The sequence below is a fragment of the Romboutsia sp. 1001713B170131_170501_G6 genome (genome assembly GCF_015668195.1).
GTDB lineage: Bacteria > Bacillota > Clostridia > Peptostreptococcales > Peptostreptococcaceae > Romboutsia_C.
On the sequence record NZ_JADPFC010000001.1, the window covers coordinates 728,994 to 740,144 of the forward strand.

Consider the following 11,151-nt stretch of genomic DNA (forward strand, 5'->3'; position numbering starts at 1 on the left):
ATACTATTTATATTGAAAAAAGAATTATTAAATATAGAAATTAAACCATGAAGGTTTACACGAATAATATAAGTGTATCTTCATGGTTTTTGTTTTTGGGGGAGAAAACTTATGAAAACTTGGGAAGAGGTAGTTGAATTTCATGGACATGAATGTCCAGGACTAGCTATAGGGTATTTAGCTTCTAAAGGCGCCAAAGAATACTTAGAATTAGATTTTTCTAAAGATGAGGAAATTGTTTGTATAGCAGAAAATGATGCATGTGGATTAGATGCAATACAATTAATGCTTGGGTGTACTATTGGTAAGGGAAATTTACTTATAAGACTTAGAGGAAAAAGTGTTTATCATTTTTATAATAGAAAAAATAATAAATCTGTTAGAATGTCTCTAAAAAATAGGGATAAAAGCTTATCAAGAGAAGATTATAAAAATCTTTTGATAAAATCTAATCCAAAAGATTTATTTGAATTTACACCAACTAATATAAAACTTCCAGAAAAGGCTAGATTATTTTTATCTGAGACTTGTGAAGTATGTATGGAAAAATCATCTGAGCAATTTATAAGACTTCAAGAGGGGAAGAAGGTTTGCTTAGATTGTTACAGTGATTATAAAAGATTTTTTTAGATATTACTAAGAGATAAATAATTTATTAGGTAGTTAACTTCAAAGAATATTACTAGCTAATGAAGTTTAGATAAAATATATAAATTAGGAGAATTTCAAATGGAGGAGATATTCTATGAATCAAGTACAGTTTTTTGATAGTATAGCAAAAGATTGGGACAACATAATAGAGGTAAATGAATTAAAGATAAATACTCTTTTATCTAAGATAAATATTAAAGATAATCAAAGTATATTAGATGTAGGAACAGGAACTGGCGTATTAATACCTTTTTTAAAAAAATTAAATAAAACTGGATTTATAAAAGGTGTTGATATTTCAAGTCAAATGTTAGGAGTAGCAAAAGAAAAGTTTAAGGATATTAAAAATTTATCCTTTGAGGTATTAGATGTTGAAAACGATAAGGTATATGAAAAGTTTGATAAAATAATTTTATATTCAATGTTTCCACATTTACAAAATAAAACGTTAACTATTAAGTCATTAGTAGAAAATAATTTAAAAGAAAATGGGCAACTTATGATAGCTCATTCTAATAGTAGAGAGTTTTTAAATAATATGCATAAAGAAAAAGATGAAACTGTTAAAAATGATAGGCTTATATGTGTTAAAAAACAAAAGTCATTATTTGAAGATGTAGGGTTAAATGTAAGTGAAGCTTTTGAAAATGATGAAATTTATTATTTAATAATAGATAAAAATTAATAATTTAGCTTTTAGGGGGATATTTTTATGAAAACAAAAAAAATAATTTTATCGGGGATATTTATTGCATTTGGAATTATATTACCTATGTTTTTCCATACATTTAATATGGCAGGATCAATATTTTTACCAATGCATATACCAGTTTTAATAGGTGGATTTTTATTAGGACCACTTTATGGAGGATTAGTAGGATTATTGACACCTATATTAAGTGGGTTTATGACAGGTATGCCACCATTAGTTCCAGTTATGCCTATAATGGCTTTTGAATTATGTGCATACGGAGTTATAAGTGGATTTTTATTTGAAAAAACTAATAAAATATATATAAGTCTTATAGGTGCTATGATAGGTGGTAGATTATTTGCTGTTTTGGGGGCATTCATTGTTTCTTTAACTATAGCACCAAAAGTTAGCCCATTTATGTTTGTATTTGGAGATTTAGCTAAAGCTATTCCTGGAATGCTTATACAACTAATATTTATTCCAATTTTAATTAAGTTTACAACTAAAAATCCAGAAATAAAGAGAAGCTTAGCTTCTTAAAAATTATATAAGATAAAAAAATAGATTTTCAAAATATTAAAAATAAAAGAGTAGGTAAAAATTTACCTACTCTTTTATTTTATAAAATATAAAAATTTATATATATTTATTAATTTTGAATACTCTCACTACCAATATTTTTAATTTTACTTTCAGGCATTTCACTAGAAAAATTCCAAGGATCTCTTACGATTAATTTGTTTGCAAATGGTATGAAAGTTGAAAGTAGTGTTGAAACCAATAACAATTGACAGAACCAAACTAAAGGCATAACTTGCATAGGAGATACTTTTCCATTTGTGAAACTAGTTAAAATCAACATTTGAGCACCATAAGGTAAAAATCCTTGTAAAATAGAAGAAACAGTACTTAAAATAGCAGCGCTTCGTCTAGGGTCAACTTTGTATCTATAACAAAGTTTTTTAGCTACAGGTCCATTTATTATAATGGCAACTGTATTATTTGCAACAGCTATATCTGTTAAGGCAACCAAAACACCTATACCAATTTCTGCTGATTTTTTATCTTTAATAAACTTTTGAACAGCTACAAGAAGTGCTTCTATACCACCAGCATGAGTTACCATTTCGGCAAGACCACCTGTTAAAAGAGATAACAAGAAGATATCTGTCATATTTGTAAAACCTGTGTAAATACTTTTTACAAAAGTTAATATTGTCAAATCACCATAATACATTCCTATTGCTCCAGCTAAAAATATTCCACCAGTTAAAACTAAAAATACATTCATTCCAGCAACTGCTAATACCAATACAAATAAATAAGGTAAAACTTTAACTAAGTTAAAATCATAAGCTTGAATTGTAGTAGGAACTTCTGGCTTACCAAATACAAATAGTAAAATAATTGTAATAATGGCAGGAACCAAACTTAAATAAAAGTTTATTCTAAACTTATCTTTCATATCACATCCTTGAGTTCTTGTAGAAGCTATTGTAGTATCTGAAATTATAGAAAGGTTATCTCCAAGCATAGCTCCACCTAAAACACAAGCCATTACAAGGGGAAGAGAAGCACCAGTTTTTTCAGCTACTGCAACTGCAATTGGACCAATTGCTGCAATACATCCTACTGAAGTACCTGTAGCAGTAGATATGAAACCAGAAATTAAAAATATACCAATTACGATAAATTGTGAAGGTATGTATGTTAAACCTAAGTTTACTGTTGAATCAACGCCTCCCATTTGTTGGCAGACACTAGCAAAGGCTCCAGCTAATAAATATATTACACACATTATTATAATGTTTGAGTTACCACAACCTTTAACGAAAATATCAAATTTTTCATCAATGGAACCTTTAATTAAGAAAAAAGCTGCTAAGACACCACAACTGACAGCTACTGGGGCTGGGAATTGATAAAAGGCCATTTCTACGCCTTGAGCTTGAAGAATTATACCACTTCCTAAATAAACTGCTATAAAAACTAAAAATGGAATTAAAGCTTTAAAACTCGGTTTGACTTTTTCTTCTTTTCTCATAAGAATTCTCCTTTTGAATTAAAATTGTGACAATTAAGACTTTAAAAAAATTGAACCTAGCTTAATTAAACTAGGTTCAATTTTAAAGCCTAAAGTAAATCTAAGGCTTGTTTTAAATCATCTATTATATCTTCAGGGTCTTCAAGACCTACAGAAATTCTTATTAATCCATCTGAGATTCCAGCTTCAGCTCTTTCCTCAGCTGTATAAGGAGAGTGAGTCATTGAAGCAGGATGTTGTATTAATGTCTCGCAATCACCTAAGCTAACTGCAAGAGTACATAATTCTAAAGAGTTAAGTAATTTTTTACCTGCCTCTAAGCCACCTTTAACTTCAAATGCTATCATACCACCTGGTAAATGCATTTGTTTTTTAGCTAATTCACGTTGAGGGAAGCTTTCAAGTCCAGGATAGTTAACTTTTACTACATTTTTATGTCCTTCTAGGAATTTAGCAACTTCTAGTGCATTTTTACTATGTTTATCCATTCTGATTTGTAAAGTTTTCATACCTCTTAATATTAAGTAAGCATCAAATGCGCTAAGTACAGCACCTGTCATATCTTTAACACCAAATAATCTTACTTGGTTTATAAAGTCTTGTTTACCAACAACAAAACCTGCTATAACGTCTCCATGTCCGTTTAAGTACTTAGTTGCAGAGTGAAGTACAACATCAGCTCCCCATTCTAGAGGTCTTTGTATGTAAGGTGTACAGAAAGTATTATCTACCATAACTATACAATCTTTCTTTTCATGAGCTATTTTAGCAACAGCTTCTATATCTATTAATTTTAAGTCTGGATTTGCTGGAGTTTCTAAATAAACAACTCTAGTATTTTCTTTCATAGCAGCTTTAATTTCTTCTAAATTAGTAGCATCTACAAAAGTTACTTCAACTCCATATCTTGTTAAGCCATGATTTAATAATGCAAATGTACATCCATATAATGTCTTAGACGCAACTACATGGTCTCCTGCTTTTAAGGCTGTCCATAATGCTGAAGATATAGCTCCTATTCCTGATGCAGTAGACATACAAGCCTCTGCGCCTTCTAGTAAAGCTACTTTTTCTTCTAATTGAGCATTAGTTGGATTTCCTAATCTTGAGTATATGTATCCACCTTCTTGAAGTGCAAATCTTCTTCCACCTTGTTCAGCGCTATCAAATACAAATGTTGATGTTTGGCATATTGGTGTAGTTAATGCTCCAGATACAGGATCTTTATGATGTCCTCCATGTATCGCTTTTGTAGCAAATCTTTTGTTTTTTAAGTTTTCCATAGTAATTCTCCTCCTAGATTTGATTAATATAGTAGTGTCTTACTTTATGAAAACGATTGCTGCTGTTTTCTTTTTTAATATAACACTATTGGAATTTATAGGCAAATTAAAAAATAGGTATGAAACTTAAAATAATAAAAATTTTTTAAACTTAATTTAGACAAATTTTGACTTTAGATTATTTAGGCTTAAAAAAAATTTTATATATATAAATTTTACTTTATTTATTAAAAAATTAATACAAATTTTACTTTATTTATTTAAAAATTATTCAAAAAATTAAAAATTATTTAAAAATTTAAAAATAGATATTAAAAATATAACTATGATAAGCACATAAATAGTAAGATGGAGAGATATTAAATGAAAAAAATTATAATAATATTATTTAGAAGATTAGAAAATATTGATAATTTAATTTATAATAATAATTGGACACAGTGCATAATATTGAGAAATAGGTTTAATTATGAAACATTTAAAACATCTACTCAAATAATAAAAGATGAATTAAATAAGATACACAAATTTATAGATATTCTCCACATATTTATATTTATGACCCTATCAAGTAGACACTCATAAAAAAAGCTTATGCGGCATGTGTTTCATATTCAATTGAACTCATGCCGCTATTTATTTGTTATTACTAAAAGCAATTAGTCTTAAAAATATATGAGGGATATTAAAACATGTTTTCTATACATTTAAGACTAAAGCAATAATAATTAATAAAAAACAAACCTATGTTCTATAAAAAGGCAAAAAAATAATTAATTACAGTATTATTGTTCTTTTATTATCAAAATTTATTTAATCTTTTTCTAAAATTATTAAGTTTAAGTTCAACAAACCTTTGTGGAACTTTTTCACAACTTGCTATAAATCCATTGTTTCTACCCATATATTTATAATATATATCATCACTTAGTAAAAGTTCAGAAGCTAAGGTATCAGCTTCTATTTCTAGAGTACCAAGTCTAAAATATGTATAAGTAGCTAAAAATAAAGTATTAGTAGTAGGATGAAGTATAGCATGTCCTAACTCATGAGCATAAACCTTACGACGACATTCATCATTTAAATCAGGATGAATAAGAATGACTTTATCCCCATTAATCATGCCATAACATCCTTTTAATTTATTTATATCTGTATCATTAGGTAAAAAACCTAATTTAATCCCCATTGCATCTATAAGTTCTTTTGGATCAGAAGTATCATAACAGTATGTAATTCTTCTAATTGCCTCTCTTATATGATTTATATTCACTAAAAGTCTTCCCCCTTTATAATCCATATATATAAGTTTACTTATCTTAAGCTATATGTTGGTTATATAATTTATGTTAATAATGACTTTATTTAAGTAGGTATGTAGATATATACATACCTACTTAAAATTAATCATTGTCTTTCTCTAGAGCCATTAGCATACCAACCTTCATAGCTTTAAGTATGTGATCTATATCTTCTTTAGTAGCAGGCTTACCATAAAGCATTAAACCGTCTTGTTTTAACATTTCTTTAGTATTTTCATATATACTTTCAACGTTTTTGTTCATATCATCTTTTAAAGTCTTATAATTTCTAATATCTGTTATACCAAGTAAATAGTCAGTAGATACTTCTAAAATCTCTGCTAACTTTGAAAGTGTAGCAGCTTTAGGTTCTCTAAGTCCATTTTCATACCTTGATAAAGTTGCTTCATTTATTTCAGCTTTTTCGCACAATTCTTTCTGATTCATACCTAAATAACGTCTTGCCTTTGTTATTCTATCTCCGATGCTTTCCATTAATATCACCTCTAAAAATATTATAGTATATATTTACCAGTAAGGAAAGAAAAATTAACAAATGGTAAGATACAAATATATATTACCATAAAGTAATATATATTTACTAAATGGTAAATTAAGATGTAAATTTATACAAATGGTCAAGTTTTTCTTGACTATGGATATTACTTCCAGTTAATATTAAATTACAGAAAGGCAGTAAAGTTATGGAGGGGATAAAATTGAAATTAAGATTACTTAAATCAAAGAGGGTACTTAAGGGGTTATACCAATATGAGCTAGCAGAGAAGATGGGAATTTCTCATAAGACATACAACTTTAAGGAAAATGGCAAAATAGTGTTCACTGTTGGAGAGATATTAAAAGTAATTGAATGTTTGGATTTAACACTTGATGAAGCTAATGATATTTTTTTCTCTAATAAATTACCAAAGAGCTAAAAAAAGTTCAAAATATGCTGATATAGAAAATAAGGGGGATACAAATGAATGACTTAAAGATATTTTCAAATGAAGAATTTGGAGAAATAAATGTAGTAGTAATAAATAAAAAAGAATATTTTGAGGCTATATCAATAGCAAGGGCATTAGAATACTCAAATCCAGGAGATGCAATAATTAGATTATGCAAAAAAGAGGGGGTCGAGTTTTTAGACGTAGGGGTAGTTAAAGGTAGTATTGATAATGATATGTTTTTAGTAGAAAATTCATTAGATTCTATAGAAGTTGAAGGAGAAAGTTTAAATTAAGGGGGATTTTATATGGCACTATTTAGACATGTAAGAACTGAATTTTGGAAAGATGAAAAAGTATTAGAAGAGATGACACCAGAGGACAAGCTATTTTTCTTATATATTTTAACCAATACAAACACAACACAAATAGGAATATATAAAATACCTAAAAAGCAAATAGCATTTGAATGGGGGTACTCAGTAGAAAGTATAAATACACTTATAGATAGATTTGAAAATTACTACAAAATTATAAGATATAATCAACAAACACGTGAATTAGCCATAAGACGATGGGGAAAATATAATTTAGTAAAAGGTGGAAAACCAATAATAGACTGTGTAAAAAAAGAAGTTAAGGAAGTTAAGGATAAGAGCCTATTAGCTTATATAGCACAACATATAGATAAAGAAGAGATAAAAAGAGAGTTTGAAAAGTATATAGACGATACGTGTAACGATTCGTTGGATAGTATATCTACCATAGGTGGGCAAAAAGAAAAAGAAAAAGAAAATAAAAAAGAAGAAGAAAAAGAAAATGAAGGCTTATCGTATTCTTCATCTTTAAGTAAGTTTAAAAAATTATATGAAGAAAATGTAGGACTTATAAATGGTATAGTAGCACAGTGGTTAATAGATATTACAGAAACTATAGATTATGAATTATTTAAAAGAGCTATAGAGATTGCTACAGATAGAGGTAAGTGTAACAAAGGATATGTAAATGGAATAATAAAGCAATGGAATGATAACAACATAAAAAGTTATAGTGATTTATTAGCATATGAAAAAAGCTTAAAAAACAGGGGAGATAAATATGGAAAGAGTAGTAACAACTATAGAAACAATGAATATGCCACATATGATGAAGGAGAGGATGAAGACATTTATAGAAAGCCAACACCAGAAGAAATCGCAGAAGTTGAACGAGAGTTTGGAAGGTTTAGAAGCTAAAGTTAGTGAGTATAGATGTGATAAGTGTAGAGATATGACCTTTATTATAGATGAAGGAGTTGCAATTCCTTGTGCATGTAGGCAAGTAAGAATAGCTGAAGATATTTTAATAAAAAGTGGTATAAGTGAAGAGTTTAGAAAAAAGAGATTTAGCAACTTTGTTTATGATATAGAAAAACAAATTATATATGCTTATAAAGAAGCTTGTAATTATTCAAGAAACTTTAAAGACATTGAAAAGGATAGATGTAACTCTATAATGTTTATGGGACAAGTTGGGTGTGGTAAAACCCATCTTTCCCTGGCTATAGCTAATGAGCTTATGGATGAGGGGGTAGGTGTTGTGTATATGAGTTATAGGGAAGTTGTGACTAAACTTAAGCAAAATATTATGGATGAGGCTTATTATAATAGGGTGATGAACAGATATAAAAATGCTAGGGTGCTTTTGATTGATGATTTGTTTAAGGGCAGGATTAGTGATAGTGATGTTAATATTATCTTTGAGATTGTTAATCATAGGTATTTTAATAATTTGCCACTTATTGTTAGTTCGGAGAAGAGTGTTGAGGAACTTATAGGTATTGATGAGGCTATTGGTAGTAGGCTTATTGAAATGAGTAAAAATTATTTAGTAAAGATTATTGGAAAGAAATTGAATTTTAGAATATATGGAAAATAAAATTATAATTATAGGTTGAAATTTGTTATAATTAGAATCAGGGTATATAGACTAAACATAAGGGGAGATTAAAATGAACGAAAAATTAAAGCAAGAAGTAATGGATGAATTTATAAATTTATTTAAAGGACTTGATAAATGTGAAATGAAAAAAACGATTGAATACATAGAAAAATTAATGGGAGGGGATCTAGCTGATTTAATAGAAAAAGGTAAAGAAGAAGGGATTCTTACAAAAGTAGAGATAGTAAATGCTTTTAAAAAAGCTAATCTTGATGAAGTACAAATGAACTACTTATATAATAGAATAGTTGATTTAGGAATAACAATAAGTGAATAATATATAAAACTTAAGGAATATAAAAAAGACAGGCTTTAGTTGCCTGTCTTTTGATTTAGTAAGTCATTTTAAATATAAAAAGTACAAAATAGATTTATATTAGTAGGATATTTAGAGCATTTCCTAAAATGGAATAATTATACATTTATTATAATTATTATTTCATACCAATAATAGTTTTAGATAATTCATTAATACTATCAGATAGAACCTAAAGCTTTCCCTCAATCCTTACAAGTAAGTACATACTAAGGGCTATAGGAAAGCCAACAGAAGCTATAAGAGTTTGTAATTCAGAATTCACAAAAACACATCCCTTCAATAAATTAAAAGCTATGCTAAAAATAGCATAGCCTTATTAACTATAAAACCAAGTCATACTCAGTAGTTCCAGTTTCAACAACCTTAGCTTCTACTAAAGATGCAAAGTTTTCTCCAGCTGGTTTAAAGATATTTTTAGAAAGTATAGTAGTCATAGCTGTTTTTATCTCTGTTTCAGTTAAATTTTCCCTAGGATCATCTACTGATATAGAAACCTTCTTTCCAGATGTTGTCATAAAACTCATTAATAATTTCTTTGAAACTTCCATAATACACCTCCATATAATTTAGATTTTAAATAATAAATTTTTATTCTGATAATGTAGTATTGTCTATTATAGCTACTTCAAGTAGTGTATTGTTTTGAAGTGATGCTATAACAGCTCCAACAGAATATATATCATCATTTGTTGCTGCTGGATCTACATTAGAGTAAGTTCTACTTTTTACTTTTGTTTTTCCAGTTACATCATCAAGCCCACAGTCAAATCTTATTTTTAATCCTGATGGATTTTTAGTTGCAGTTACTGCCATAAGTATTCCTCCTTTGTTTTTATTGAAGTTTTATACTTCTTGATAATAAGTATAGGTAAACTTAGTTTTTAAAGATATTAAAGTTTTTTATGAAAATATTTAAATACCCGGGGGCTGAAAATGCGACGTAGGGTATTTTGAGTATGAAAGCACGACGTAGGGATACTAGATTATATAAGTGTCATTAAAGCCTTTGGATATTGCTTTATTTTTAAGGTTTACGGCATTAGTTTTATTTTTAAATGCTCCTATACATACTCTATAAAAATTCGCGTTGCTCATTTCATCTATTATTGATTTATCCACAAATGAAAGCAGTGTAGATGATATGGAGTCTGCTATGTCTTTTATATATTTAGGAGAAGATAAGTTATTTTCAACAACAGAGTTTGATATAAAGTCTATTTCTATTAAAAGAGCAGGTATTTTAGTTTTTCTAAGTACAAAGAAGTCTTTTGATATTTTAACCCCTCGGTTAGATGTATTTATAGCTTTTGATAGGTTTGAGCATATGGTTTTAGCTAGGGGATATACTTTGCTGCTTTTATCATATACCCATACTTCACATCCTTTTGCTGATTTGTTAGTTGATGAGTTCATGTGAAGACTTATAAAGTAGTCACAGTTTGACTTGTTTGCTAGTTGGCTTCTATAGTCTAGGGAGTAGTATTTGTCAGTTTTTCTAGTTGTTATTACTTTTTCAAAAGCTTCTTCTAGGTTGTTTTTTATTATCATTCCTATTTTTAATACTGTATCACTTTCTTTGGTTGAGTTAGTTCCTAATGCTCCTGGGTCTTTACCACCATGTCCAAAGTCTAAGTACCATTTCATATTATTTACCTCCATTATTTTTATTTACAATTTAAGATAAACAATATAAAAAAGTATAATAAAGAATTTAAAATATTAGATAATTCTTATTCATAAATAAATATGTAGCTAGACCTAATTGAATATAATAGTGAAGCATAGAGAATACAATGGTAACTATAAAGAGCTATCGAGAAAGTTTGGTATAAGTGAAGTACAAGTTAGAAATATCATCAATTCAAATATAACATATTAAATACAAAGAGGAACGTTTCGTTCCTCTTTACTTGTAAACTTAAAATATAA

The 11,151-nt window shown here is 28.1% G+C and carries 16 protein-coding genes and 1 pseudogene; 9 read left to right on the forward strand and 8 right to left on the reverse strand.

Features of this window, described 5'->3' with window-relative positions; all coding sequences use genetic code 11:
• Positions 1-111: 111 nt before the first annotated feature.
• The 3 genes from I4U89_RS03635 to I4U89_RS03645 all read left to right on the forward strand — a co-directional run bounded on the left by I4U89_RS03635 (position 112) and on the right by I4U89_RS03645 (position 1,885).
• Positions 112-630, forward strand: a complete 519-nt coding sequence (locus I4U89_RS03635; protein ID WP_195938427.1) for an FmdE family protein — start codon at positions 112-114, stop codon at positions 628-630.
• Positions 631-745: 115 nt separating this feature from the next.
• Positions 746-1,336, forward strand: coding sequence for a class I SAM-dependent methyltransferase (locus I4U89_RS03640; RefSeq protein ID WP_195938429.1), 591 nt, complete (start codon positions 746-748; stop codon positions 1,334-1,336).
• Positions 1,337-1,363: 27 nt separating this feature from the next.
• Positions 1,364-1,885: an ECF transporter S component gene (locus tag I4U89_RS03645; RefSeq protein WP_166505292.1), complete on the forward strand. Its 522-nt coding sequence runs from the start codon at positions 1,364-1,366 to the stop codon at positions 1,883-1,885.
• A gap of 109 nt (positions 1,886-1,994) precedes the next feature.
• Here the strand turns inward: I4U89_RS03645 and I4U89_RS03650 are convergent, their stop codons facing one another.
• Together I4U89_RS03650 and megL are read right to left on the reverse strand one after the other, a co-directional pair.
• Positions 1,995-3,389: a Na+/H+ antiporter NhaC family protein gene (locus tag I4U89_RS03650; RefSeq protein ID WP_195938431.1), complete on the reverse strand. Its 1,395-nt coding sequence runs from the start codon at positions 3,387-3,389 to the stop codon at positions 1,995-1,997.
• An 89-nt stretch (positions 3,390-3,478) separates the two neighbouring features.
• Complete coding sequence (gene megL, locus I4U89_RS03655) at positions 3,479-4,672, reverse strand: methionine gamma-lyase (RefSeq protein ID WP_195237117.1); 1,194 nt, start codon at positions 4,670-4,672, stop codon at positions 3,479-3,481.
• A gap of 363 nt (positions 4,673-5,035) precedes the next feature.
• Here megL and I4U89_RS03660 point away from each other — a divergent pair, with 363 nt between their 5' ends.
• Positions 5,036-5,257: a hypothetical protein gene (locus I4U89_RS03660; protein ID WP_195938433.1), complete on the forward strand. Its 222-nt coding sequence runs from the start codon at positions 5,036-5,038 to the stop codon at positions 5,255-5,257.
• Positions 5,258-5,474: 217 nt separating this feature from the next.
• Here the strand turns inward: I4U89_RS03660 and I4U89_RS03665 are convergent, their stop codons facing one another.
• Positions 5,475-5,945: an ImmA/IrrE family metallo-endopeptidase gene (locus I4U89_RS03665; protein WP_195938435.1), complete on the reverse strand. Its 471-nt coding sequence runs from the start codon at positions 5,943-5,945 to the stop codon at positions 5,475-5,477.
• 130 nt (positions 5,946-6,075) lie between these two features.
• The gene (locus I4U89_RS03670; protein WP_195938437.1) at positions 6,076-6,468 is read right to left on the reverse strand and encodes a helix-turn-helix domain-containing protein; all 393 of its coding nucleotides are present in this window, start codon (positions 6,466-6,468) and stop codon (positions 6,076-6,078) included.
• Between the two features lie 224 nt (positions 6,469-6,692).
• Between I4U89_RS03670 and I4U89_RS03675 the strand changes: the two genes are divergently transcribed.
• From I4U89_RS03675 to I4U89_RS03695, 5 genes are all read left to right on the forward strand, one after another.
• Positions 6,693-6,911 (forward strand): helix-turn-helix transcriptional regulator, encoded by a 219-nt coding sequence (locus I4U89_RS03675; RefSeq protein ID WP_240275892.1) that lies wholly within the window; start codon positions 6,693-6,695, stop codon positions 6,909-6,911.
• Between the two features lie 44 nt (positions 6,912-6,955).
• The gene (locus tag I4U89_RS03680) at positions 6,956-7,219 is read left to right on the forward strand and encodes a BRO family protein (protein ID WP_195938439.1); all 264 of its coding nucleotides are present in this window, start codon (positions 6,956-6,958) and stop codon (positions 7,217-7,219) included.
• 12 nt (positions 7,220-7,231) lie between these two features.
• Positions 7,232-8,158: a DnaD domain protein gene (locus I4U89_RS03685; protein WP_195938441.1), complete on the forward strand. Its 927-nt coding sequence runs from the start codon at positions 7,232-7,234 to the stop codon at positions 8,156-8,158.
• The gene (locus I4U89_RS03690) at positions 8,127-8,840 is read left to right on the forward strand and encodes a DnaA ATPase domain-containing protein (RefSeq protein ID WP_243279128.1); all 714 of its coding nucleotides are present in this window, start codon (positions 8,127-8,129) and stop codon (positions 8,838-8,840) included. The genes I4U89_RS03685 and I4U89_RS03690 overlap by 32 nt, the downstream gene beginning before the upstream one ends.
• A 73-nt stretch (positions 8,841-8,913) precedes the next feature.
• Positions 8,914-9,180, forward strand: a complete 267-nt coding sequence (locus I4U89_RS03695; protein ID WP_195938443.1) for an RNA polymerase sigma factor region1.1 domain-containing protein — start codon at positions 8,914-8,916, stop codon at positions 9,178-9,180.
• A 214-nt stretch (positions 9,181-9,394) separates the two neighbouring features.
• Here the strand turns inward: I4U89_RS03695 and I4U89_RS03700 are convergent.
• The 4 genes and pseudogenes from I4U89_RS03700 to I4U89_RS03715 all read right to left on the reverse strand — a co-directional run.
• Positions 9,395-9,484: pseudogene (locus I4U89_RS03700) on the reverse strand (YvrJ family protein); the annotation flags it as partial.
• A 58-nt stretch (positions 9,485-9,542) separates the two neighbouring features.
• Positions 9,543-9,770, reverse strand: a complete 228-nt coding sequence (locus I4U89_RS03705; RefSeq protein WP_166505297.1) for a DUF2922 domain-containing protein — start codon at positions 9,768-9,770, stop codon at positions 9,543-9,545.
• Between the two features lie 40 nt (positions 9,771-9,810).
• Positions 9,811-10,035 carry a DUF1659 domain-containing protein gene (locus tag I4U89_RS03710; RefSeq protein ID WP_195938448.1) on the reverse strand — a complete coding sequence of 75 codons (225 nt, stop codon included), beginning with the start codon at positions 10,033-10,035 and terminating at the stop codon, positions 9,811-9,813.
• A gap of 165 nt (positions 10,036-10,200) precedes the next feature.
• Complete coding sequence (locus I4U89_RS03715; RefSeq protein ID WP_195938450.1) at positions 10,201-10,866, reverse strand: N-acetylmuramoyl-L-alanine amidase family protein; 666 nt, start codon at positions 10,864-10,866, stop codon at positions 10,201-10,203.
• Between the last annotated feature and the right edge of the window lie 285 nt (positions 10,867-11,151).

Excerpts from the sequence above, each read along its gene's own strand:
- I4U89_RS03635 (WP_195938427.1), top strand. The coding sequence starts at position 112 with ATGAAAACTTGGGAAGAGGTAGTTGAATTTCATGGACATGAATGTCCA.
- I4U89_RS03640 (WP_195938429.1), top strand. The coding sequence starts at position 746 with ATGAATCAAGTACAGTTTTTTGATAGTATAGCAAAAGATTGGGACAAC.
- I4U89_RS03645 (WP_166505292.1), top strand. The coding sequence starts at position 1,364 with ATGAAAACAAAAAAAATAATTTTATCGGGGATATTTATTGCATTTGGA.
- I4U89_RS03650 (WP_195938431.1), bottom strand. The coding sequence starts at position 3,389 with ATGAGAAAAGAAGAAAAAGTCAAACCGAGTTTTAAAGCTTTAATTCCA.
- megL (WP_195237117.1), bottom strand. The coding sequence starts at position 4,672 with ATGGAAAACTTAAAAAACAAAAGATTTGCTACAAAAGCGATACATGGA.
- I4U89_RS03660 (WP_195938433.1), top strand. The coding sequence starts at position 5,036 with ATGAAAAAAATTATAATAATATTATTTAGAAGATTAGAAAATATTGAT.
- I4U89_RS03670 (WP_195938437.1), bottom strand. The coding sequence starts at position 6,468 with ATGGAAAGCATCGGAGATAGAATAACAAAGGCAAGACGTTATTTAGGT.
- I4U89_RS03680 (WP_195938439.1), top strand. The coding sequence starts at position 6,956 with ATGAATGACTTAAAGATATTTTCAAATGAAGAATTTGGAGAAATAAAT.
- I4U89_RS03685 (WP_195938441.1), top strand. The coding sequence starts at position 7,232 with ATGGCACTATTTAGACATGTAAGAACTGAATTTTGGAAAGATGAAAAA.
- I4U89_RS03695 (WP_195938443.1), top strand. The coding sequence starts at position 8,914 with ATGAACGAAAAATTAAAGCAAGAAGTAATGGATGAATTTATAAATTTA.
- I4U89_RS03705 (WP_166505297.1), bottom strand. The coding sequence starts at position 9,770 with ATGGAAGTTTCAAAGAAATTATTAATGAGTTTTATGACAACATCTGGA.
- I4U89_RS03710 (WP_195938448.1), bottom strand. The coding sequence starts at position 10,035 with ATGGCAGTAACTGCAACTAAAAATCCATCAGGATTAAAAATAAGATTT.
- I4U89_RS03715 (WP_195938450.1), bottom strand. The coding sequence starts at position 10,866 with ATGAAATGGTACTTAGACTTTGGACATGGTGGTAAAGACCCAGGAGCA.